This is a genomic window from Gluconobacter cerinus (assembly GCF_002723935.1).
In the GTDB taxonomy this organism is placed as follows: domain Bacteria; phylum Pseudomonadota; class Alphaproteobacteria; order Acetobacterales; family Acetobacteraceae; genus Gluconobacter; species Gluconobacter cerinus.
Window position 1 is genome coordinate 181,967 of sequence record NZ_BEWM01000005.1, and the last position, 19,640, is coordinate 201,606.

The following is a 19,640-nucleotide window of genomic DNA, read 5'->3' on the forward strand; positions in this document are numbered from 1 at the left end:
TCTCTGCTGCTCGCTTTACGGTTCAATTTTGACGCGCCCGCAGGACGCTGCGGCGCGCATTGGGGTTTCGGCGCATGAACGAACTCATGAAGATCCTGGGTCAGGCTGGCCAGTCGGTAGCCTTCGATCAGATCAAGATCCAGCTTGCTTCCAGCGAGCAGATCCGTTCCTGGTCTTACGGTGAAATCAAAAAGCCGGAGACCATTAATTACCGGACGTTCAAGCCTGAGCGTGACGGCCTTTTCTGTGCGCGTATTTTTGGTCCGATCAAGGACTACGAATGCCTGTGTGGAAAATACAAGCGGATGAAGTTCCGCGGCATTGTCTGTGAAAAGTGCGGTGTTGAAGTTACGCTGGCGAAGGTTCGCCGTGAGCGTATGGGCCATATCGAGCTCGCTTCACCTGTCGCACATATCTGGTTCCTGAAGTCGCTTCCTAGCCGTATTGCTACGATGATGGATATGGCTCTCAAGGATGTTGAGCCAGTTCTGTACTTCGAAAAGTTCCTTGTGCTCGACAAGGGCGTCTGTGACTCCGATCAGATCGAGTCTTACAAGAACGGCAAGAAGCGCGACCAGTACCTTCTGGACGAAGTCCGTTGTGAAGATCTTCTGGATGAATATCCGGATGCAGGCATCGACGTCGGTATCGGCGCTGAAGCCATCAAGCGTGCACTTTCCACGTATGACTGGGGTATTCCTAACGCTCAGGAGCGTGAACTGAGCCTTGCCGCTAAGGCAAAGGGCTTGGCGGATCCGTTTGACTATGACGCTGAAGTCATGGAAGGCGATTCCGAAAAGACGATGATGCGCAAGAAGCTGCGCAAGGCAACGTCCGAGGCTGCTCGCAAGAAGCTGGTCAAGCGTCTGAAGCTCGTTGAGGCATTCGTTGAGAGTGGTTCACGTCCGGATTGGATGATCATGGACATTATTCCGGTGATCCCACCGGAACTGCGTCCGCTGGTCCCGCTGGATGGCGGTCGTTTCGCCACGTCCGATCTGAATGATCTGTATCGTCGCGTTATCAATCGTAATAACCGTCTGAAGCGTCTGATCGAGCTTCGTGCGCCGGACATTATTGTTCGAAACGAAAAGCGTATGCTTCAGGAATCTGTTGATGCGCTGTTCGATAACGGTCGTCGTGGACGTGCCATCACGGGTGCCAACAAGCGTCCGCTGAAGTCTCTGTCCGACATGCTAAAGGGCAAGCAGGGCCGTTTCCGTCAGAACCTTCTTGGTAAGCGCGTTGACTACTCTGGCCGTTCGGTCATCGTGGTTGGTCCGGAGCTGAAGCTGCACCAGTGCGGTCTTCCAAAGAAGATGGCGCTAGAGCTTTTCAAGCCATTCATCTACTCGAAGCTTGAGAAGTACGGTCACGCTACCACTATTAAAGCTGCAAAGCGTATGGTGGAGAAAGAGCGTCCGGAAGTTTGGGATATCCTCGAAGAGGTTATCCGCGAGCATCCTGTGATGCTGAACCGTGCGCCGACGCTTCACCGTCTTGGGATTCAGGCATTTGAGCCAACGCTGATCGAAGGGAAGGCTATCCAGCTTCACCCGCTGGTCTGCACCGCGTTCAATGCTGACTTTGACGGCGATCAGATGGCCGTGCACGTTCCGTTGTCGCTCGAAGCACAGCTGGAAGCCCGCGTGCTGATGATGTCCACAAACAACATCCTCAGCCCGGCTAACGGTAAGCCGATTATCGTGCCGTCTCAGGATATTGTTCTGGGTCTCTATTATCTGAGCCTTGAAGTTCCTGAGTATCGCGCAACGCCAGACGAAGCTGTCATTGAAGGCGACAAGGTCGTTAAGGCTGCGCCGCCGGCATACTCGGATGTTGCAGAAATCGAGAGCGCAATGCTGGCGGGTACTCTGCAACTGCACGATAAGATTCGTCTGCGCCTGCCGACCGTTGATGAAAACGGTAAGCCGATCCGCCAGATGATCGTGACGACGCCGGGACGTGCGCTTATTGCGCAGATCCTGCCGAAGCACCCAGCGATTCCGTTCAGCCTGATCAATAAGCAGCTGACGAAGAAGAACGTGTCTGACGTGATTGACACGGTCTACCGTCACTGTGGTCAGAAGGAAGCAGTGATCTTCTGTGACCGTCTGATGGGTCTTGGATTCCGTCATGCTGCCCGTGCCGGCATCTCCTTCGGCAAGGATGACATGATCATCCCGGCAGAGAAGGCGCCGCTGGTTGCCAAGACTTCGGAAGAGGTCAAGGAATTCGAGCAGCAGTATCAGGATGGTCTGATCACCGCTGGCGAGCGCTATAACAAGGTGGTTGACGCATGGTCACGCTGCACGGACGAAGTCCAGGCAGCCATGCTGAAGGAAATTTCCAAGCAGGTTATCGGTAAGCCGACTAACTCTGTCTGGATGATGAGCCACTCCGGTGCTCGTGGGTCGCCAGCCCAGATGAAGCAGCTCGCTGGTATGCGCGGTCTGATGGTGAAGCCTTCGGGCGAAATTATCGAACAGCCGATTATCGCGAACTTCAAAGAAGGTCTGTCGGTTCTCGATTACTTCACGTCCAGCCACGGTGCTCGTAAGGGCCTCGCGGATACGGCTCTGAAGACTGCAAACTCGGGTTATCTGACGCGTCGTCTCGTTGACGTTGCCCAGGATTGCATCATCGTCGAGCCGGATTGCGGTACTGAACGCGGCCTGACGGTTCGTGCGGTTATGGATAGTGGTGAAGTTGTCGCTTCGCTGTCTGAGCGTATTCTGGGACGTACGACGTCCAAAGATGTGCTGCACCCGGTGACGCATGAAGTTCTGCTTCCGCGCAACACCCTGATCGAGGAGCCCGAAGCAGAGCTCATCGAGAAGGCCGGCGTCGAAAGCATGGAGATCCGCTCGGTTCTGACATGCGATAGCCGCGTTGGTATCTGTGCGCATTGCTATGGTCGTGATCTGGCTCGCGGTACGCCGGTGAACATCGGTGAAGCTGTCGGCGTTATTGCCGCTCAGTCCATCGGTGAGCCTGGTACACAGCTGACGATGCGTACCTTCCATATTGGTGGTGCAGCAACGCGTGGTGCTGAGCAGTCGATGGTCGAAGCCTCCCGTGATGGGCGTGTGACGATCAAGAACCGTAACGTCGTTGAGAATTCTCAGAAGGTTCTGGTGGTGATGTCGCGTAACTGCGAAATCCTGCTGACCGATGAGAACGGTGTCGAGCGTGCCCGTTATCGTGTGCCTTATGGTGCACGTCTGATGGTGGGCGAGGGTGAGGCAGTCGCACGTGGTCAAAAGATGGCCGAGTGGGACCCGTACACCCTTCCAATCATCACCGAGCAGGCTGGTACTGTTGAATACCTTGACCTGATCGACAGCATCACGCTTGTCGAACGTATGGATGAGGTCACCGGCCTTAGCTCCAAGGTTGTGGTTGACTACAAGCAGGCTTCCAAGGGTGTTGATCTTCGTCCACGTCTGCAGCTCAAGGATGCTGCGGGCAATGTGGTCAAGCTCGCCAATGGCAATGATGCTCGCTACTTCCTCTCACCAGACAGTATTCTGTCGATTGAGAATGGTGCCGAAGTTCATGCTGGTGACGTGCTGGCGCGTATTCCGCGTGAAGGTTCCAAGACCCGTGACATTACCGGTGGTCTGCCGCGTGTTGCCGAACTGTTCGAAGCCCGCCGTCCAAAGGATCATGCGATCATTGCCGAAGGCGATGGCCGTATTGAGTTCGGGAAGGATTACAAGTCGAAGCGTTGCGTTATCGTGAAAAACGACGAGACCAGCGAAGAGACGCAGTATCTTATCCCGAAGGGCAAGCATGTCTCCGTTCAGGAAGGTGACTTTGTCCAGAAGGGTGATCCGCTGGTCGATGGTCCGCGTGTGCCGCATGACATTCTGAAAGTTATGGGTGTCGAGGCGCTTTCGGATTATCTGGTCAACGAAATTCAGGACGTCTATCGACTGCAGGGCGTGAAGATCAATGACAAGCACATCGAGGTCATTGTTCGTCAGATGCTGCAGAAGGTTGAAATTCTGGAGCCAGGGGATTCTACCTATCTGATCGGCGAGACCGTGGATCGGATTGAGTACGAGATCGAGAACCAGCGTCTTCAGGAAAATGGTGATACCCCAGCAGTGGCTATGCCGGTGCTACAGGGCATTACCAAGGCTTCCCTGCAGACGCAGTCCTTTATCTCGGCAGCATCCTTCCAGGAGACGACGCGCGTACTTACGGACGCTGCGACGTCTGGTAAGGTCGACACACTGAACGGTCTCAAGGAGAACGTGATTGTGGGTCGTCTGATCCCGGCCGGTACTGGTAGCGTTATGAACCGTCTGCGCGGCATTGCTGCCAGCCAGGATCGTCATCGCGTTGGCCGTTCAGCGGCTGAAGTGAAAGACGCGGCAGAATAATGAGAAACCCCTCTGTTCCTCTTTTAAAAGAAGAGCAGAGGGGAAATTGCGGCGATTCTAAAAACTCTCTCTTTAGAATCGCCGCAATTTTAGCCGAAACACTTGACTCAACGCGGAACCCTTCGTAGGTTCCGCGCCCTCGGCTACTCCCGTCTAATTAGGCGAAAAAAAAGCCGTCGAAGACAAAGAATCGCATGTGGTGCCGCTACCTCGGATTCGGGGGATGCCAAGGCCGCACGCTACAAAAGGAGGGAAATGGCTTTTGCTGTTTCTCTTTCCAAATGTGGGATAGGCAGGCGGTTCAGCCGCATGTCGATTTGAATAAAATGTCATGGCAGAAAGTCTGGTGCTTTCTGTCCGGAATAGGACAAGGATTGGGAAGGGCGCATGCCGACCATCAACCAGTTGATCGCGAACGGCCGTGAGCCGGCCGCAAAGCGGAATAAGGTCCCTGCACTACAGGGATGCCCCCAGAAGCGTGGCGTATGCACGCGCGTGTACACGGTAACGCCAAAGAAGCCGAACTCCGCTCTGCGTAAGGTCGCCAAGGTGCGTCTGACCAACGGGTACGAGGTCGTAAGCTACATTCCGGGTGAAGGTCATAACCTTCAGGAACACAGTGTTGTTCTTATCCGTGGTGGGCGAGTGAAGGATCTTCCTGGTGTGCGTTATCACATCCTGCGAGGCGTGCTTGACACGCAGGGCATCGCTAAGCGTCGTCAGCGTCGTTCGCTGTATGGCGCGAAGCGTCCGAAGTAAGAGGTATTTGGAATGAGTCGCCGTCACCGCGCTGTAAAGCGTGAGATCCTTCCCGATCCAAAATTCGGAGACATCGTCATTACGCGCTTCATGAATGCGCTGATGTACGATGGAAAGAAATCCACCGCCGAAGGCATCGTTTACGGTGCTCTCGAGGTTCTGCGTCACCGTGGTGGTGCAACTGCTGACCCGGTGGCTATGTTCCACTCGGCTCTGGACAACGTGAAGCCGGCTGTTGAAGTCCGTTCACGTCGTGTCGGTGGTGCTACCTATCAGGTGCCTGTCGAAGTGCGCACTGAGCGCCGTCAGGCTCTGGCGATCCGGTGGTTGATCGATGCCTCCCGCAAGCGCGGTGAGAACACGATGCAGGAGCGCTTGTCCAACGAACTGATGGACGCGGTTAACAATCGTGGCGCTGCTGTAAAGAAGCGCGAAGACACCCACCGTATGGCTGAAGCCAACAAGGCATTCAGTCACTATCGCTGGTAATCAGAACCCGCTAAAGGGCTTCCGGCAGTATCTGGGAATCTAACAGGTACTGACTGGATGAACTTTCAGTCTTATCTCTGCCTCGTGGAAGGCAGGGTTTTGGAGAAAGACGATGGCAAAGGCTAAATTCGAGCGGAACAAGCCGCACTGCAACATTGGTACGATCGGTCACGTCGATCACGGCAAGACCTCGCTGACTGCTGCAATCACCAAGGTGCTGGCAAAGACCGGTGGCGCAACGTTCAGCGCATATGACCAGATCGATAAGGCTCCTGAAGAGCGTGCTCGTGGTATCACCATCTCCACGGCTCACGTTGAGTATGAGACGAAGAACCGTCACTACGCTCACGTCGACTGCCCTGGCCATGCTGACTACGTCAAGAACATGATCACCGGTGCTGCTCAGATGGATGGCGCAATCCTGGTTGTGTCCGCTGCTGACGGCCCGATGCCACAGACGCGTGAGCACATCCTGCTTGCCCGTCAGGTCGGTGTTCCTGCTCTGGTCGTGTTCCTGAACAAGGTCGATCAGGTTGATGACGAAGAGCTGCTTGAGCTCGTGGAAATGGAAGTTCGTGAACTTCTGTCTTCCTACCAGTTCCCAGGCGACGATATCCCCATCGTCAAGGGTTCTGCTCTTGTGACTCTTGAAGATGGTGATGCCACCATCGGTGAAGATCGCGTTCTTGAGCTGATGGAAGCTGTAGACACCTACATTCCGCAGCCTGAGCGTCCGGTTGACCGTCCGTTCCTGATGCCGATCGAAGACGTGTTCTCGATCTCTGGTCGTGGTACGGTTGTTACCGGCCGTGTCGAGCGTGGCGTTGTGAACGTTGGCGATGAAGTTGAAATCATCGGCCTGAAGGACACCATCAAGACAACCGTTACGGGTGTTGAGATGTTCCGCAAGCTGCTCGATCGTGGTGAAGCCGGTGACAACATCGGTGCACTGGTTCGTGGCACGAAGCGTGAAGACGTTGAGCGTGGTCAGGTTCTTGCAAAGCCAGGTTCCATTACGCCGCACAAGACGTTCAAGGCTGAGGCTTACATCCTCACGAAGGAAGAAGGTGGCCGTCATACGCCGTTCTTCACGAACTACCGCCCGCAGTTCTATTTCCGTACGACCGACGTCACTGGCGTCGTGACGCTGCCGGAAGGCACGGAAATGGTCATGCCGGGTGATAACGTAGCCATGGATGTCGAGCTGATTGCTCCGATCGCCATGGACGAAGGCCTCCGCTTCGCAATTCGCGAAGGTGGCCGCACCGTGGGTGCAGGCGTGGTTTCTTCAATCAGCGCCTAAGTCCTGCGTTTCGCCGTTGATATGGAAGCCCCGGTCAGATTTATTTCTGGCCGGGGTTCCCTTTCAGATGCAATGGCAGTAGGACGAGACCCGAATTTTTGAGTTGGACGAATTAAGACTATGGACAACCAGAACATCCGCATTCGCCTTAAGGCGTACGATCATCGAGTGCTGGACAACAGCACCAAAGAGATCGTAAACACGGCGAAGCGTACGGGTGCGCGGGTTCGGGGTCCGATCCCGCTGCCGACGCATATCGAACGTTTCACGGTGAACCGTTCGCCACACGTGGATAAGAAAAGCCGCGAGCAGTTCGAAATTCGGACTCACCGCCGGCTGCTCGACATTGTCGAGCCGACACCGCAGACCGTGGACGCCCTCATGAAGCTCGACCTCGCCGCTGGCGTTGATGTCGAGATCAAACTCTAAGGTCCAGACGATGCGTACCGGATTGATTGCAAAAAAGCTGGGGATGACCCGGCTGTTTAAAGAAGACGGCACTCATGTGCCTGTGACGGTCCTGCACCTTGACGAAGTTCAGGTTGTGGATACCCGCACGAATGAGCGTGATGGCTATACAGCCGTTCAGCTCGGTCTTGGTAATGCCAAGGTGAAGAATGTCACCAAGGCAAATCGTGGCCACTTTGCCCGTACCAAGGTTGAGCCGAAGAAGCACCTCGTAGAGTTCCGCGTTGCGGAAGATGCTCTGCTTGAGGCCGGCGCAAAGCTCTCCGCTAACCATTTCGTGGTTGGGCAGAAAGTTGATGTCACGGGCCAGAGTAAGGGTAAAGGCTTTGCGGGTGTTATGAAGCGTCATAACTTCGCTGGCCTTGAAGCCTCTCACGGCGTTTCCATTAGCCACCGTTCTCATGGTTCTACGGGCCAGCGCCAGGATCCTGGCAAGGTCTTCAAGGGCAAGAAGATGGCAGGTCATATGGGTGACGAGCGTGTTACAACGCTGAACCTGGAAGTGGCAGCCGTGGATGAAGAGCGTAACCTGATCATGGTCAGGGGTGCGATTCCTGGTGCGAAGAATAGCCTTGTGCTGATTCGCGATGCAATCAAGAAGGCTCGCCACGCCGATGCGCCGTACCCGGCTGCAGTCGTAGCGGCCGCCGGTTGAGGACGAGGGGCATGGAATACGATATCAAGACCCTCGATAATGGCAGCGCTGGCTCAGTCGCGCTTCCAGAAGAGATTTTCGCGGTTTCTCCGCGTGCCGACATCATGGCGCGGGTTGTTCACTGGCAGCTGGCTAAGCGCCGCGCTGGCACGCATCGCACCAAAGGCATGGGTGAAGTTTCTGGTACGACGAAGAAGCCGTTCCGCCAGAAGGGCACCGGTTCTGCACGTCAGGGCTCGCTGCGTGCGCCGCAGTTCCGTACGGGTGGCGTTGTTCATGGTCCGGTTGTCCGTGACCACGGATACGACCTGCCAAAGAAGGTTCGTCGTCTCGGCCTGATTTCTGCGCTGTCGCAGAAGGCTGCTGCTGGCAAGCTGGTTGTGCTCGATACCGCCAATGGCGTGAGCAAGACCCGTGAAGCTGCTGCTAAGCTCAAGGTTCTCGGCTGGTCCTCCGCGTTGATCGTGGATGGTGCGGTTGATGAGCAGTTTGCTCGTGCGGTTGCGAACCTGCCGAAGATTGACGTCCTGCCGACCATCGGCGCGAACGTCTATGACATCCTCAACCACGATGTACTGGTTATTACCCGTGCGGGTCTTGAGGGTCTTAAGGAGCGTCTGGCATGACCATCTCTATCGTCATGAACGCACGTAAGACAGCTGAGAACATGTCTCAGGAAGCTCTATACGATGTGGTCCGTTCGCCGCTGATCACGGAAAAGGCTACGCTTCTTTCGGAGCGTAATCAGGTTGTTTTCAAGGTCTCCACGACTGCAACCAAGCCGCAGATCAAGGCCGCTGTCGAAAAGCTCTTCAACGTTAAGGTTTCTGGCGTGAACACGCTGGTCCAGAAGGGTAAGACGAAGCGCGTCAAGGGTCGTCCTGGTCGCCGCTCTGACATCAAGAAGGCGTATGTACAGCTTGCAGAAGGTCAGTCCATTGACCTTACAGCGAAGCTGGGCTGACGCGGGGTAATAACCATGGCACTAAAGCACTTTAATCCCACGACGCCGAGCACACGCGGCACCGTGCTGATTGATCGTAGCGAGCTCTGGAAGGGCAAGCCGGTCAAGCAGCTGACGGAAGGTAAGAACAAGTCTGGCGGTCGTAATAACCACGGCCGTACGACAGTTCGGTTCCGTGGCGGCGGGCACAAGCAGTCCTATCGTTACGTCGATTTCAAGCGTCGTAAGTTCGATGTGGGTGCAACGATTGAACGCCTTGAGTACGATCCAAATCGTACGGCGTTTATCGCGCTCATCAAGTACGATGACGGCGAGCTTGCTTACATTCTGGCTCCGCAGCGCATCAAGGTTGGCGATCGCGTCATCTCTGGTGCCCATACGGACGTGAAGCCGGGCAATGCGATGTCTCTCGGCGCTATGCCGGTTGGTACGATTGTTCACAACATTGAACTGAAGCCAGGTGCTGGCGGCAAGATGGCACGTTCCGCTGGAACGTATGCTCAGCTCGTCGGTAAAGATGCGGGCTACGCCCAGATCAAGCTTCAGTCTGGTGAACTACGTCTTGTTCGCGGCGAATGCATGGCAACGGTTGGTGCTGTCTCTAACCCAGACAACATGAACCAGCACATGGGTAAAGCTGGACGTTCCCGTTGGCTCGGACGTCGTCCGCACAACCGTGGCGTTGTCATGAACCCGGTCGATCACCCGCATGGTGGTGGTGAAGGTCGTACCTCTGGTGGCCGTCACCCGGTTACGCCTTGGGGCGTTCCGACGAAGGGTTACAAGACGCGTGTTAACAAAAAGACGGATAGCTTGATCATCCGTCGCCGTAAGTCCGGCAAGTAAGAGGGGGCAAACAGAGATGGCACGTTCCGTCTGGAAGGGCCCGTTCGTTGACGGGTATCTGTTCGGCAAAGCAGAAGCAGCACGTGCTTCTGGTCGTAACGAAGTGATCAAGATCTGGTCACGTCGTTCCACGATTCTGCCGCAGTTCGTCGGGCTTACGTTCGGCGTCTATAATGGTCACAAGTTCCTGCCTGTGCAGGTCACGGAGAACATGGTCGGTCACAAGTTCGGTGAATTCTCACCGACACGGACCTACACCGGTCATGGCTCTGACAAGAAGTCGAAGCGGGGCTGAAAATGAGCAAGCCGAAGCACATCCGCACGCTTGCTGATACGGAAGCGCAAGCAATTACGCGTAACATCCGTGTTAGCCCGCGTAAGCTGAACCTGGTTGCGGCAATGATCCGTAACCAGCCAGCTGACAAGGCTATTGCCGCTCTGACCTTCTCGCGTCGTCGTATCGCGCAGCAGGTTAAGAAGACTCTTGAGAGCGCCGTGGCCAACGCTGAGAACAATCATCAGCTGGACGTTGATCGTCTGGTTGTGAAGACGGCTGAAGTCGGCAAGTCCATTGTCATGAAGCGTTTTCACGCTCGTGGCCGTGGTCGCTCGGCTCGCGTTGAAAAGTTCTTCAGCCACCTGAAGATTGTTGTGGCCGAAGCTGCAGAAGCGTCGGAAACCAGCGAAGAGCAGAAGGCAGCTTGATCCATGGGACATAAGGTCAATCCAATCGGGCTTCGGCTCGGTGTTAACCGTACCTGGGATAGCCGCTGGTACGCAGGTGCAGACTATGCACGTCTTCTTCATGAAGACCTTAAGCTGCGTGCATTCCTGCGTCGCAAGCTGTCTGGTGCTGGCGTCTCTCGTGTTGTTATCGAGCGTCCGGCAAAGAAGCCCCGCGTAACGATCTACGCTGCCCGTCCGGGTGTCGTGATCGGTAAGAAGGGTCAGGACATCGATGCACTGCGTAAGGAACTGAGCCGTATGGCGAAGACCGACGTGGCGCTAAACATCGTTGAGATCCGTAAGCCGGAAATCGACGCAACTCTGGTTGCTGAAAATATTGCTCAGCAGCTTGAGCGTCGCGTTGCTTTCCGCCGCGCCATGAAGCGCGCAATCCAGTCTGCAATGCGTCTGGGCGCCCAGGGCATCCGTATTACTTGCAGCGGACGTCTGGGTGGTGCCGAAATCGCACGTGACGAGAAATATCGTGAGGGACGTGTGCCGTTGCATACGCTCCGCGCTGATATCGACTATGGCACGGCGACGGCCAAGACGACTTATGGAACCTGCGGTGTGAAGGTCTGGATCTTCAAGGGTGAGATCCTGGCTCATGACCCCCTGGCACAAGACCGTCGTGCCGCGGAGCAGGCTCCGCAACGTTGAATTGTAGGCGAAAGCCTACAGTTCCATTGCTGGTGCTGATTGAGGATTTAACAACATGCTTTCCCCAAAGCGGACAAAGTTTCGTAAAGCTCACAAAGGCCGTATCCACGGTCTTGCGAAAAGCGGAACGCAGCTGAACTTCGGTGCATATGGTCTGAAGGCTCTTGAGCCAGAGCGGATCACGGCCCGTCAGATCGAAGCGTCCCGTCGTGCTATTACTCGTGCGATGAAGCGTGCCGGTCGCGTCTGGATTCGTATTTTTCCTGACCTTCCGGTCTCGACAAAGCCTGCAGAAGTGCGTATGGGCTCGGGCAAGGGTTCCCCAGAGTACTGGGCAGCTCGTGTCAAGCCAGGTCGCATCCTGTTTGAGATCGAAGGCGTTCCGCCGGAAGTCGCTCGCTTGGCACTGAGCCTGGGAGCTGCAAAGCTTCCGATCAAGACCAAGTTCGTTCAGCGTATCGGAGACGCGTAAGATGGCCGACACGTACAAGCCTGCAGATCTGCGCGCGAAGAGCGAGGACGAGCTGAACGCTCTGCTCATCGATCTGAAGCGCGAACAGATCAATCACCGTTTTGCGGCTGCCACCGGGCAGTCGGAAAACACAAGCCGTGTTAAGGTCGTGCGTCGTGCTGTCGCGCGCATCAAGACACTGGCTCATCAATCGAAGAACCGTGCGGGCGCCCAAACGTCCGCCGCAAAGTCCTGAGAGGAGACGGACGATGCCAAGGCGCGTCCTGACAGGGCGAGTAACGAGCGACAAGATGGACAAGACGGTTACCGTTCTTGTTGATCGTCGTATCATGCACCCGCTCTATAAGAAATTCATCCGCCGCTCCAAAAAGTATGCGGCTCATGATGAAGCCAACGTCTGCCAGATTGGAGATCTGGTTCGCATTGAAGAATGCGCACCGATTTCCAAGCGTAAGACTTGGTCTGTCGTCGCACGCAACGGAGAGGACATGGCTTCGGCTTCCTCTTCCGTCAGCGCATAAGGGGGTAGGCACATGATTCATCCCGAGACCAACCTTGACGTCGCCGATAATTCCGGTGCGCGTCGGGTGCAGTGCATCAAGGTGCTGGGCGGCTCCAAGCGGAAGACTGCCTCGGTCGGCGACATCATTGTCGTATCCGTTAAGGAAGCCATTCCCCGCGGTAAGGTGAAGAAGGGTGACGTCCATCAGGCCGTTATCGTTCGTACATCTTATCCGGTACGTCGTGCAGACGGATCTGCGATCCGTTTTGACAAGAATGCTGCTGTGCTGATTAACAAGCAGCAGGAGCCGATTGGCACGCGTATCTTTGGCCCGGTCGTTCGTGAACTGCGTGCTCGCAAGTTCATGAAGATTATCTCCCTGGCGCCGGAGGTGCTGTAATGGCTGCACGTATTAAAAAAGGCGATCAGGTCCTCGTTCTTTCCGGCAAGTCCCGGGGCGTTCGTGGCGAAGTCCTTTCAGTGATGCCGAAGGCTGAGAAAGCTGTCGTTCGCGGCGTAGCTATCGCTAAGCGTCACACGAAGCCAAACCGCGCAGGTGGAGAAGGTGGGATCATCGAGCAGGAAATGCCGATCCATCTGTCAAACCTGAAGCTGGTTGATCCCAAGAGCGGTAAGCCCACACGCGTTGGCTTTCGGGTTCTTGAAGACGGTCGCAAAGTTCGTGTTGCTAAGGCAACCGGCGAAGTGATCGAAGGCTGAGGAACGCAAAAATGAGCGATAACAACACCGCTTTGCCGCGTATGCAGCAGCGCTACGAAGAAATTCTTCGTAAGCAGCTTCTCGAGCAGTTCGGCTACGCAAACCCGATGCAGGTTCCTAAGCTCGAGAAGATCGTGCTGAACATGGGCGTCGGTGAAGCAGCTGGCGACCAGAAGAAGCTGGATGCAGCAGTTGCTGAAATGGCAGCGATCTCCGGTCAAAAGCCGGTTAAGACGCTGGCACGCAAGGCTATTGCTGGCTTCAAGATCCGTGAAGGTCTTCCGATCGGTTGTAAGGTTACTCTGCGTCGTCAGCGTATGTATGAGTTCCTCGACCGTCTCGTGACGATCGCAATGCCTCGCATTCGTGATTTCCGTGGTCTTCCGGCAAACAAGGGCTTTGATGGTCGTGGCAACTTCGCCATGGGCATCAAGGAACAGATTGTTTTCCCGGAAATCGAATATGACAAGATCGATGCCGTTCGCGGTATGGACATCATCTTCGTGACCACTGCAAAGACCGATGCCGAAGCAAAGGCTCTGCTGAAGGCCTTCGATCTGCCGTTCGCAGGTTGATCAGGTAATTTTTCAGACCGATCGCGACTAAAAATAAGGATTCGGCCTTCCATTGGAAGGCCGCTTTCCTTTATAGACACGCAGATTGGAAAACCGTCGGGATAGGCCTGACAGGTTCCGGGAGAAAATTCGAGATGGCGAAGATCTCAGCGGTTAACCGTAATAACCATCGCGCTGCTCTTGCAAAGCGCGATAAGGAAAAGCGGACCGCTCTTAAAAACATCATCAAGGATCGTTCCCTTTCGGTTGAAGACCGATTTGAAGCGACTCTTAAGCTGGCACAGATGCCACGTAACGGATCCGCAACGCGCGTCCGTCTTCGTTGCAAGCTGACCGGTCGTCCCCGTGCTAACTACCGTAAGTTCGAGCTTTGCCGTATTGCTCTGCGTGATCTTGCGTCCGCCGGCCAGATTCCTGGCATGGTCAAGTCGAGCTGGTAAGGGATAGATCGAATGTCGTTGTCTGATCCGCTGGGTGATATGCTTACCCGGATCCGTAATGCTCAGCGTGCTCGTCATGCTGCCTGCGTTGCGCCCGCTTCCAAGCTTCGCACGAACGTGCTTGAGGCTCTGAAGCGTGAAGGTTACATCCGTGGTTTTTCCACGGAAGAAGTCCGTAAGGGCGTATCGCAGCTCCGTATTGAGTTGAAGTACGTTGAAGGGCAGCCGGTCATTAAGGAAATCCATAGGGTCTCCAAGCCTGGCCGTCGTGTCTATTCGAAGATCAAGGAACTTCCGCGCGTTTATGCCGGCCTTGGTGTGTCGATCCTGTCCACCCCGCGTGGCGTCCTTTCGGACGTCGAGGCCCGCGCTGCCAATGTTGGCGGCGAGGTTCTCTGCCGCGTCTTCTGAGGAGGGTCGCATGTCTCGCGTAGGTAAATATCCCGTAGAAGTTCCGGCAGGTGTGCAGGTCGCAGTTGCCAACGGTGTCTTCACGGCCAAAGGCAAGCTTGGTGAACTGAGCTTCCCGGTTTCTCGTCACGTGGACGTGAAAATCGAAGACAACTCAGTTGCAGTTGCTCCGATTGGTCGTCGCTCCCGTGAAAACTGGACGATGTGGGGAACGACGCGCGCTCTGATCGCAAATATGGTCAAGGGTGTGTCTGTTGGTTTCACCAAGGGTCTTGAAATTCAGGGTACGGGTTTCCGTGCTGCTGTTCAGGGATCCAATCTGGTGATGAACCTCGGCTTCTCGCACGATGTCGTTTATCCGATTCCGGCCGGTATCAAGATCACCACGCCGCGTCCGACCGCTATTGTTGTTGAAGGCAACGACAAGCAGCGCGTTGGTCAGGTCGCTCTCGATATTCGCAGCTTCCGCAAGCCTGAGCCATACAAGGGCAAGGGCGTTCGTTATGACACGGAAGTTCTGCGTCGCAAGGAAGGTAAGAAGAAGTAATGGCATCGCAGCAAGGATTGCAGGAACGTCGCCGTCAGCGGCTGCGTTTCCAGCTTCGTCGCAAGAGCGGCGGCCGGCCGCGTTTGTCGGTCTTCCGTTCCAGCAAGCACATTCACGCCCAGATCATCGACGATGCACAGGGTCGTACTCTTGCCAGCGCATCTACGCTGGAAAAAGAGCTCCGCGACAATGGCAACACCGGTGCTAACGTGGACGCAGCTTCGGCGATCGGCAAGCTGATCGCGGAACGTGGCTTGGCAGCTGGCGTGACGGCCGTCGTGTTTGATCGCGGCGCTTATGTCTATCATGGCCGGGTCAAGGCCCTGGCAGAGGCTGCCCGTGAGGGCGGACTCTCGTTCTAAGGAGGATCACACATGGCACGTGAGCCAAGAGAAGGCGGCCGTGGTGGTCGTGAGCGCGAGCAGGGCGACGATCTGGTCGACAAGCTCGTAACCATCAATCGTGTTGCCAAGGTTGTTAAGGGTGGCCGTCGCTTTGCTTTCGCAGCGCTGGTTGTCGTTGGCGATCAGAAGGGACGCGTTGGTTACGGTGCGGGTAAAGCTCGTGAAGTGCCCGAAGCTATCCGTAAGGCTACCGAGCGCGCCAAGCGTACGATGATCCGTGTACCAATGAAGGAGGGTCGTACCCTTCATCATGATACGTCAGGTCACTACGGCGCTGGTAAGGTTGTTGTTCGTGCGGCTGAGGCCGGTACGGGTATCATCGCCGGTGGTCCGATGCGTGCAGTTTTCGAGAGCCTGGGTGTTAACGACGTTGTCGCTAAGAGCCTCGGAACGCGTAACCCGCACAACATGATCAAGGCTACGTTCGCTGCCCTTGAAAAGGCAAGCAGCCCTCGCAACGTCGCTTCGCGTCGTGGCAAGAAGGCCGCTGAACTTTTCGGTAAGCGCGAGCAGGCTCAGACCGAGGAGACTGCAAATGTCTGAAAACGGTAAGACCGTTCAGGTAAAGCAGATCGCTTCTGTCATTGGTCGTAAACCGGGCCAGGCTGAGACTCTTGTTGGTCTTGGTCTGCGCGGTATCGGTTCCACCCGTACGCTGGAAGATACTCCGGCTGTGCGTGGGATGATCCGCAAGGTTGCCCACCTCATCCAGGTGGAGGGTTGAAATGAACCTCAACGAATTGCGCGATAACGAGGGCTCTCGTTATCGCAAGAAGCGCCTAGGACGTGGCATTGGTTCCGGTAAGGGTAAGACCTCCGGACGCGGTGTTAAGGGTCAGAAGGCTCGTGAAGGCGTCTCGCTGAATGGCTTTGAAGGTGGTCAGCTTCCGCTGTATCGCCGTATGCCTAAGCGTGGCTTCGTGAACATCTTCCGCAAGGAATATGCTCCGGTGAACCTTGGCGCGATTTCGAAGGCTATCGAAGCAGGCAAGCTGGATAAGTCGGCTCCTGTCACGGAAGCAACACTTCGCGCTGCTGGGCTTGTCAATGGCAAGACCCATGGTGTTCGTCTTCTTGCGAAGGGTGAACTTTCGCATGGCGTAACCATCGAAGTCGACGGTGCTTCCGCAGCAGCTCTCGCTGCTGTCGAGAAGGCTGGTGGTTCCGTTAAGGTGCTTGCACCGAAGAAGGAAGTTCAGGCTGAAGCCTGAGTTCTCCTCTCCCAGATTTATCTGGGGTGTGGTTAGATAGTGAACAGCGTCCCGTGCAGATGTGCGGCGACGCTGTTTTCATGAAAGGACAGGTGGATGGCTTCCGCAGCAGAGCAGCTCGCCGCCAATCTCAATATGAGTTCCTTTGCCAAGGCGACTGAACTCAAGAAGCGTATCTGGTTTACGCTTTTGGCCCTTATCGTTTATCGCCTGGGAACATACATTCCTGTTCCTGGTGTTGATGCGACAGTCATGGGTCAGCTGCTGGCACAGCATCAGGGTGGCATTCTGGGCATGTTCGACATGTTCACGGGTGGTGCTCTCGGACGCATGACTGTGTTCGCCCTGAACATCATGCCGTACATCAGTGCATCGATTATCATTCAGCTTCTTTCAACTGCTCTTCCGTCTATGGAGGCAATGAAGAAAGAGGGTGAGGCGGGGCGCAAAAAGCTTAACCAGTATACCCGCTACCTCACTGTTTTCATCGCACTCTTCCAAGCATACGGCATCGCTGTTGGGCTGGAGAACATGACGTCTCATGGCGCAAGCGCTGTGGTGATGCCGGGTGTCTTCTTCCTCGCGTCGTGTGTCGTAACGCTGGTTGGTGGCACGATGTTCCTGATGTGGCTTGGCGAGCAGATCACATCACGTGGTGTCGGTAACGGTATTTCGCTGATTATTTTTGCGGGTATTGTCGCCAATCTTCCCCATGCGCTGGCTAGTTTGTTTGAACTGGGTCGCACCGGAGCTTTGTCGCCAATCTTCGTGATGATTTTTCTGGTTATGGCGATCGCCGTCATTGCCTTTATCGTCTTCATGGAGCAGGCGCAGCGTCGAGTTGTGATCCAGTATCCGAAGCGTCAGATTGGCAATCGCATGTTTGGTGGTGACTCCACCCACATGCCGCTGAAGGTCAATACGGCAGGTGTAATTCCTCCCATTTTTGCCTCTTCCGTGTTGCTGATTCCTGTGACGATTTCAGGGTTCATGAACGGACATAATATGCCGGGTTGGCTTTCCGTTCTCGGGCAGCAGCTTGGTCAGGGACAGCCTCTTTACATGCTGTTCTATGCCGCAATGATCCTGTTTTTCTCATACTTCTACGCGGCTGTGACATTCAATCCTGAAGAAACGGCCGAGAACCTGCGGAAGCAGGGGGGCTTTATTCCGGGTATCCGTCCCGGGGCAAGCACGGCGTCGTATTTTGATCGTATCCTGTCGAGACTGACCACAATCGGTGCTCTGTATCTGGTTGTTGTTTGTCTTCTGCCGCAGATTTTGATCAGCAAGTACAACGTGCCATTTTATTTTGGCGGTACGAGCCTCATCATTATCGTTTCCGTAACGATCGATACCGTGACGCAGGTTCAGTCCCATCTTGTCGCACATCAGTATCAAGGGCTGATCCGCAAGCAGCGTAGCCGTGGTTCCAGAAATGGTGTTTCGGGAGGAAATAAGCGTCGATGAATATTATTCTTCTGGGCCCTCCTGGGGCAGGTAAGGGGACGCAGGCAAAGCGTCTTGAGCAGCTCTATGGCCTTAAGCAAATCTCCACTGGAGATATGCTGCGCGCTGAAGTTGCTGCTGGTACGCCTATCGGACAAGAGGCTAAGGCCATTATGGAAAGGGGAGAATTCCTTCCTGATCCTATCATGGTAAAGATGATCCAGGGGCGTATAGCGCAGCCCGACTGTGCTCAGGGGTTTATTCTGGACGGCTTTCCAAGAACGGAAAGCCAGGCGGAAGCACTTGATGCCATGTTGGGCACCGACGGGTTGAAGATTGACGCCGTCATTCTTCTGGACGTTGCCGAAGATCAGCTTGTAGAGCGTATTGCCAGCCGTACTGCGGAAGACGGTACACGCCGGCCAGATGACAATCCTGAGGTGGTGAGATCTCGTCTTGATATCTATCGCCGTCAGACTGCACCAATCCTTCCTTATTATGAGAAGGCTGGTCGTTTGAAGCATGTTGATGGAATGCTGGGCGTTGACGAAGTGGGTGCAGAGATTGATGCACTCATCGGAAAGACCGCAAAAAATTGAAGAAATGAGAATGATCACGAAGAAGTGATCATTCTCATTTGACTCAAGGGGGGTGCCCGGTATATTGCGCGCCCTCGACATATCTGTGGCGTGAAGGTGGCCCTGGGTTCCGGAATCGGACTGGGAGCTGACATGCCTGCGATGCAAACGATCCGGTTTCGACCGGACATGAAACAGGCTGACGCGGTCAATTGATCGCGTCGATGGGAGAATTGGCGTGGCACGTATTGCCGGCGTAAACATTCCGACCAACAAGCGGGTGGTCATCAGCCTGCGCTATGTCTACGGCATTGGCCCGTCGACCGCGCAGGCAATCTGCAGCAAGCTCGGTATCCCCGATGCGAAGCGCGTCAACGAACTGTCTGATGACGAGATCGTAAAGATCCGTGAACTCATTGACGGTGAGCACCGCGTTGAAGGCGACCTGCGTCGCGAAACCGCTATGAACATCAAGCGTCTGATGGATCTGGGCTGCTATCGCGGTCTGCGTCATCGTCGCGGCCTTCCGGTCCGCGGTCAGCGTACGCACACGAATGCACGTACCCGTAAGGGTAAGGCAGTGGCGATTGCTGGCAAGAAGAAGGTCACGCGCTAATTCGCGCCTGACTGCTTCACTCTGACGCTTCTCGCTAACTTTTAGGACGACCTCTATTATGGCTAAGGCCGCAGCACCGCGCATTCGCAAGAAAGAGCGCAAGAATATCATCTCTGGCGTTGCTCACGTGCTTTCCACGTTCAACAACACCATGATCACGATCTCCGATGCGCAGGGTAATGCAATTGCATGGTCCTCCTCGGGCGCACAGGGCTTCAAGGGCTCGCGTAAGTCCACACCGTACGCTGCACAGGTTGCTGCAGAAGACGCAGGCCGCAAGGCTCGCGAGCACGGCATGGAAACGCTTGAGATCGAAGTGTCCGGCCCGGGTTCGGGGCGTGAAAGCGCTCTTCGCGCGCTGCAGGCTGTTGGCTTCACGATTACGTCCATCCGTGACATGACGCCGGTGCCCCATAACGGCTGCCGTCCGCGCAAGCGTCGTCGCGTTTGAGTG

The 19,640-nt window shown here is 55.4% G+C and carries 29 protein-coding genes; all 29 read left to right on the top strand.

Translation table 11 applies throughout. From position 1 onward, the window contains the following. The first annotated feature begins 74 nt into the window (after nucleotides 1-74). The 29 genes from rpoC (at nucleotide 75) to rpsK (ending at nucleotide 19,637) form a co-directional block, all read left to right on the top strand. Complete coding sequence (gene rpoC / locus GCE01_RS12670; RefSeq protein WP_099213178.1) at nucleotides 75-4,391, top strand: DNA-directed RNA polymerase subunit beta'; 4,317 nt, start codon at nucleotides 75-77, stop codon at nucleotides 4,389-4,391. Nucleotides 4,392-4,778: 387 nt separating this feature from the next. Next, nucleotides 4,779-5,150: a 30S ribosomal protein S12 gene (gene rpsL / locus GCE01_RS12675; protein ID WP_010502158.1), complete on the top strand. Its 372-nt coding sequence runs from the start codon at nucleotides 4,779-4,781 to the stop codon at nucleotides 5,148-5,150. A gap of 12 nt (nucleotides 5,151-5,162) precedes the next feature. Next, complete coding sequence (rpsG, locus tag GCE01_RS12680; protein WP_046901175.1) at nucleotides 5,163-5,639, top strand: 30S ribosomal protein S7; 477 nt, start codon at nucleotides 5,163-5,165, stop codon at nucleotides 5,637-5,639. Between the two features lie 112 nt (nucleotides 5,640-5,751). Continuing rightward, nucleotides 5,752-6,942, top strand: a complete 1,191-nt coding sequence (gene tuf, locus GCE01_RS12685; protein ID WP_086632949.1) for an elongation factor Tu — start codon at nucleotides 5,752-5,754, stop codon at nucleotides 6,940-6,942. Between the two features lie 120 nt (nucleotides 6,943-7,062). Then, nucleotides 7,063-7,371 (top strand): 30S ribosomal protein S10, encoded by a 309-nt coding sequence (rpsJ, locus tag GCE01_RS12690; RefSeq protein ID WP_007282720.1) that lies wholly within the window; start codon nucleotides 7,063-7,065, stop codon nucleotides 7,369-7,371. A 10-nt stretch (nucleotides 7,372-7,381) separates the two neighbouring features. Continuing rightward, nucleotides 7,382-8,065 (top strand): 50S ribosomal protein L3, encoded by a 684-nt coding sequence (gene rplC / locus GCE01_RS12695; RefSeq protein WP_046901177.1) that lies wholly within the window; start codon nucleotides 7,382-7,384, stop codon nucleotides 8,063-8,065. Between the two features lie 11 nt (nucleotides 8,066-8,076). Then, nucleotides 8,077-8,691 (top strand): 50S ribosomal protein L4, encoded by a 615-nt coding sequence (rplD, locus tag GCE01_RS12700; RefSeq protein ID WP_046901178.1) that lies wholly within the window; start codon nucleotides 8,077-8,079, stop codon nucleotides 8,689-8,691. A 41-nt stretch (nucleotides 8,692-8,732) separates the two neighbouring features. Further along, nucleotides 8,733-9,029 (top strand): 50S ribosomal protein L23, encoded by a 297-nt coding sequence (locus GCE01_RS12705; protein WP_174694852.1) that lies wholly within the window; start codon nucleotides 8,733-8,735, stop codon nucleotides 9,027-9,029. Between the two features lie 15 nt (nucleotides 9,030-9,044). Next, nucleotides 9,045-9,875, top strand: a complete 831-nt coding sequence (gene rplB / locus GCE01_RS12710; protein ID WP_046901180.1) for a 50S ribosomal protein L2 — start codon at nucleotides 9,045-9,047, stop codon at nucleotides 9,873-9,875. A 16-nt stretch (nucleotides 9,876-9,891) separates the two neighbouring features. Beyond that, on the top strand, nucleotides 9,892-10,170 hold the full coding sequence (gene rpsS, locus GCE01_RS12715; protein WP_007282725.1) for a 30S ribosomal protein S19: 279 nt from the start codon (nucleotides 9,892-9,894) through the stop codon (nucleotides 10,168-10,170). Between the two features lie 2 nt (nucleotides 10,171-10,172). Then, complete coding sequence (gene rplV / locus GCE01_RS12720; protein ID WP_046901181.1) at nucleotides 10,173-10,580, top strand: 50S ribosomal protein L22; 408 nt, start codon at nucleotides 10,173-10,175, stop codon at nucleotides 10,578-10,580. 3 nt (nucleotides 10,581-10,583) lie between these two features. After that, the gene (rpsC, locus tag GCE01_RS12725; protein WP_046901182.1) at nucleotides 10,584-11,261 is read left to right on the top strand and encodes a 30S ribosomal protein S3; all 678 of its coding nucleotides are present in this window, start codon (nucleotides 10,584-10,586) and stop codon (nucleotides 11,259-11,261) included. 55 nt (nucleotides 11,262-11,316) lie between these two features. Then, a complete protein-coding gene (gene rplP, locus GCE01_RS12730) occupies nucleotides 11,317-11,733 on the top strand; it encodes a 50S ribosomal protein L16 (protein WP_007282728.1) in 417 nt (138 codons plus the stop codon). Nucleotide 11,734: 1 nt separating this feature from the next. Further along, on the top strand, nucleotides 11,735-11,968 hold the full coding sequence (rpmC, locus tag GCE01_RS12735) for a 50S ribosomal protein L29 (protein WP_010502114.1): 234 nt from the start codon (nucleotides 11,735-11,737) through the stop codon (nucleotides 11,966-11,968). A 13-nt stretch (nucleotides 11,969-11,981) separates the two neighbouring features. After that, nucleotides 11,982-12,254: a 30S ribosomal protein S17 gene (gene rpsQ / locus GCE01_RS12740; RefSeq protein ID WP_010502113.1), complete on the top strand. Its 273-nt coding sequence runs from the start codon at nucleotides 11,982-11,984 to the stop codon at nucleotides 12,252-12,254. Between the two features lie 12 nt (nucleotides 12,255-12,266). Further along, nucleotides 12,267-12,635: a 50S ribosomal protein L14 gene (gene rplN, locus GCE01_RS12745; RefSeq protein ID WP_007282731.1), complete on the top strand. Its 369-nt coding sequence runs from the start codon at nucleotides 12,267-12,269 to the stop codon at nucleotides 12,633-12,635. Then, complete coding sequence (gene rplX / locus GCE01_RS12750; RefSeq protein ID WP_046901183.1) at nucleotides 12,635-12,955, top strand: 50S ribosomal protein L24; 321 nt, start codon at nucleotides 12,635-12,637, stop codon at nucleotides 12,953-12,955. Before rplN ends, rplX begins: the two co-directional genes overlap by 1 nt. A gap of 11 nt (nucleotides 12,956-12,966) precedes the next feature. After that, nucleotides 12,967-13,530, top strand: coding sequence for a 50S ribosomal protein L5 (rplE, locus tag GCE01_RS12755; protein WP_046901184.1), 564 nt, complete (start codon nucleotides 12,967-12,969; stop codon nucleotides 13,528-13,530). Nucleotides 13,531-13,664: 134 nt separating this feature from the next. Further along, complete coding sequence (rpsN, locus tag GCE01_RS12760) at nucleotides 13,665-13,970, top strand: 30S ribosomal protein S14 (protein WP_007282734.1); 306 nt, start codon at nucleotides 13,665-13,667, stop codon at nucleotides 13,968-13,970. Between the two features lie 12 nt (nucleotides 13,971-13,982). Next, nucleotides 13,983-14,381 carry a 30S ribosomal protein S8 gene (rpsH, locus tag GCE01_RS12765; RefSeq protein WP_010502111.1) on the top strand — a complete coding sequence of 133 codons (399 nt, stop codon included), beginning with the start codon at nucleotides 13,983-13,985 and terminating at the stop codon, nucleotides 14,379-14,381. A 10-nt stretch (nucleotides 14,382-14,391) separates the two neighbouring features. Continuing rightward, complete coding sequence (gene rplF, locus GCE01_RS12770) at nucleotides 14,392-14,928, top strand: 50S ribosomal protein L6 (RefSeq protein ID WP_046901185.1); 537 nt, start codon at nucleotides 14,392-14,394, stop codon at nucleotides 14,926-14,928. Next, on the top strand, nucleotides 14,928-15,290 hold the full coding sequence (gene rplR, locus GCE01_RS12775; RefSeq protein WP_046901186.1) for a 50S ribosomal protein L18: 363 nt from the start codon (nucleotides 14,928-14,930) through the stop codon (nucleotides 15,288-15,290). The genes rplF and rplR overlap by 1 nt, the downstream gene beginning before the upstream one ends. A 12-nt stretch (nucleotides 15,291-15,302) precedes the next feature. Then, a complete protein-coding gene (gene rpsE, locus GCE01_RS12780; protein ID WP_046901187.1) occupies nucleotides 15,303-15,875 on the top strand; it encodes a 30S ribosomal protein S5 in 573 nt (190 codons plus the stop codon). Further along, a complete protein-coding gene (gene rpmD / locus GCE01_RS12785) occupies nucleotides 15,868-16,056 on the top strand; it encodes a 50S ribosomal protein L30 (protein ID WP_046901188.1) in 189 nt (62 codons plus the stop codon). Before rpsE ends, rpmD begins: the two co-directional genes overlap by 8 nt. Nucleotide 16,057: 1 nt before the next feature. Beyond that, nucleotides 16,058-16,543 (top strand): 50S ribosomal protein L15, encoded by a 486-nt coding sequence (gene rplO / locus GCE01_RS12790; RefSeq protein WP_046901189.1) that lies wholly within the window; start codon nucleotides 16,058-16,060, stop codon nucleotides 16,541-16,543. A 96-nt stretch (nucleotides 16,544-16,639) separates the two neighbouring features. After that, nucleotides 16,640-18,013: a preprotein translocase subunit SecY gene (secY, locus tag GCE01_RS12795; RefSeq protein WP_046901190.1), complete on the top strand. Its 1,374-nt coding sequence runs from the start codon at nucleotides 16,640-16,642 to the stop codon at nucleotides 18,011-18,013. Continuing rightward, complete coding sequence (locus GCE01_RS12800) at nucleotides 18,010-18,591, top strand: adenylate kinase (RefSeq protein ID WP_099213179.1); 582 nt, start codon at nucleotides 18,010-18,012, stop codon at nucleotides 18,589-18,591. Before secY ends, GCE01_RS12800 begins: the two co-directional genes overlap by 4 nt. Before the next feature lie 217 nt (nucleotides 18,592-18,808). Beyond that, complete coding sequence (gene rpsM / locus GCE01_RS12805; RefSeq protein WP_046901192.1) at nucleotides 18,809-19,186, top strand: 30S ribosomal protein S13; 378 nt, start codon at nucleotides 18,809-18,811, stop codon at nucleotides 19,184-19,186. 58 nt (nucleotides 19,187-19,244) lie between these two features. Then, complete coding sequence (gene rpsK / locus GCE01_RS12810; RefSeq protein ID WP_007282744.1) at nucleotides 19,245-19,637, top strand: 30S ribosomal protein S11; 393 nt, start codon at nucleotides 19,245-19,247, stop codon at nucleotides 19,635-19,637. Nucleotides 19,638-19,640 lie beyond the last annotated feature (3 nt).

What these genes read in the sequence shown, in the direction of transcription:
- rpsS (WP_007282725.1), top strand. Translation starts at nt 9,892, where the DNA reads ATGGCACGTTCCGTCTGGAAGGGCCCGTTCGTTGACGGGTATCTGTTC.
- rpoC (WP_099213178.1), top strand. Translation starts at nt 75, where the DNA reads ATGAACGAACTCATGAAGATCCTGGGTCAGGCTGGCCAGTCGGTAGCC.
- rpsG (WP_046901175.1), top strand. Translation starts at nt 5,163, where the DNA reads ATGAGTCGCCGTCACCGCGCTGTAAAGCGTGAGATCCTTCCCGATCCA.
- GCE01_RS12705 (WP_174694852.1), top strand. Translation starts at nt 8,733, where the DNA reads ATGTCTCAGGAAGCTCTATACGATGTGGTCCGTTCGCCGCTGATCACG.
- rpsE (WP_046901187.1), top strand. Translation starts at nt 15,303, where the DNA reads ATGGCACGTGAGCCAAGAGAAGGCGGCCGTGGTGGTCGTGAGCGCGAG.
- rplV (WP_046901181.1), top strand. Translation starts at nt 10,173, where the DNA reads ATGAGCAAGCCGAAGCACATCCGCACGCTTGCTGATACGGAAGCGCAA.
- rpsC (WP_046901182.1), top strand. Translation starts at nt 10,584, where the DNA reads ATGGGACATAAGGTCAATCCAATCGGGCTTCGGCTCGGTGTTAACCGT.
- rpsK (WP_007282744.1), top strand. Translation starts at nt 19,245, where the DNA reads ATGGCTAAGGCCGCAGCACCGCGCATTCGCAAGAAAGAGCGCAAGAAT.
- rplR (WP_046901186.1), top strand. Translation starts at nt 14,928, where the DNA reads ATGGCATCGCAGCAAGGATTGCAGGAACGTCGCCGTCAGCGGCTGCGT.
- rplO (WP_046901189.1), top strand. Translation starts at nt 16,058, where the DNA reads ATGAACCTCAACGAATTGCGCGATAACGAGGGCTCTCGTTATCGCAAG.
- rpsQ (WP_010502113.1), top strand. Translation starts at nt 11,982, where the DNA reads ATGCCAAGGCGCGTCCTGACAGGGCGAGTAACGAGCGACAAGATGGAC.
- rpsL (WP_010502158.1), top strand. Translation starts at nt 4,779, where the DNA reads ATGCCGACCATCAACCAGTTGATCGCGAACGGCCGTGAGCCGGCCGCA.
- rpmD (WP_046901188.1), top strand. Translation starts at nt 15,868, where the DNA reads ATGTCTGAAAACGGTAAGACCGTTCAGGTAAAGCAGATCGCTTCTGTC.
- rpsN (WP_007282734.1), top strand. Translation starts at nt 13,665, where the DNA reads ATGGCGAAGATCTCAGCGGTTAACCGTAATAACCATCGCGCTGCTCTT.
- rplN (WP_007282731.1), top strand. Translation starts at nt 12,267, where the DNA reads ATGATTCATCCCGAGACCAACCTTGACGTCGCCGATAATTCCGGTGCG.
- rplE (WP_046901184.1), top strand. Translation starts at nt 12,967, where the DNA reads ATGAGCGATAACAACACCGCTTTGCCGCGTATGCAGCAGCGCTACGAA.
- tuf (WP_086632949.1), top strand. Translation starts at nt 5,752, where the DNA reads ATGGCAAAGGCTAAATTCGAGCGGAACAAGCCGCACTGCAACATTGGT.
- rplF (WP_046901185.1), top strand. Translation starts at nt 14,392, where the DNA reads ATGTCTCGCGTAGGTAAATATCCCGTAGAAGTTCCGGCAGGTGTGCAG.
- rpmC (WP_010502114.1), top strand. Translation starts at nt 11,735, where the DNA reads ATGGCCGACACGTACAAGCCTGCAGATCTGCGCGCGAAGAGCGAGGAC.
- rplX (WP_046901183.1), top strand. Translation starts at nt 12,635, where the DNA reads ATGGCTGCACGTATTAAAAAAGGCGATCAGGTCCTCGTTCTTTCCGGC.
- secY (WP_046901190.1), top strand. Translation starts at nt 16,640, where the DNA reads ATGGCTTCCGCAGCAGAGCAGCTCGCCGCCAATCTCAATATGAGTTCC.
- rpsJ (WP_007282720.1), top strand. Translation starts at nt 7,063, where the DNA reads ATGGACAACCAGAACATCCGCATTCGCCTTAAGGCGTACGATCATCGA.
- rpsH (WP_010502111.1), top strand. Translation starts at nt 13,983, where the DNA reads ATGTCGTTGTCTGATCCGCTGGGTGATATGCTTACCCGGATCCGTAAT.
- rplP (WP_007282728.1), top strand. Translation starts at nt 11,317, where the DNA reads ATGCTTTCCCCAAAGCGGACAAAGTTTCGTAAAGCTCACAAAGGCCGT.
- rplB (WP_046901180.1), top strand. Translation starts at nt 9,045, where the DNA reads ATGGCACTAAAGCACTTTAATCCCACGACGCCGAGCACACGCGGCACC.
- GCE01_RS12800 (WP_099213179.1), top strand. Translation starts at nt 18,010, where the DNA reads ATGAATATTATTCTTCTGGGCCCTCCTGGGGCAGGTAAGGGGACGCAG.
- rplD (WP_046901178.1), top strand. Translation starts at nt 8,077, where the DNA reads ATGGAATACGATATCAAGACCCTCGATAATGGCAGCGCTGGCTCAGTC.
- rplC (WP_046901177.1), top strand. Translation starts at nt 7,382, where the DNA reads ATGCGTACCGGATTGATTGCAAAAAAGCTGGGGATGACCCGGCTGTTT.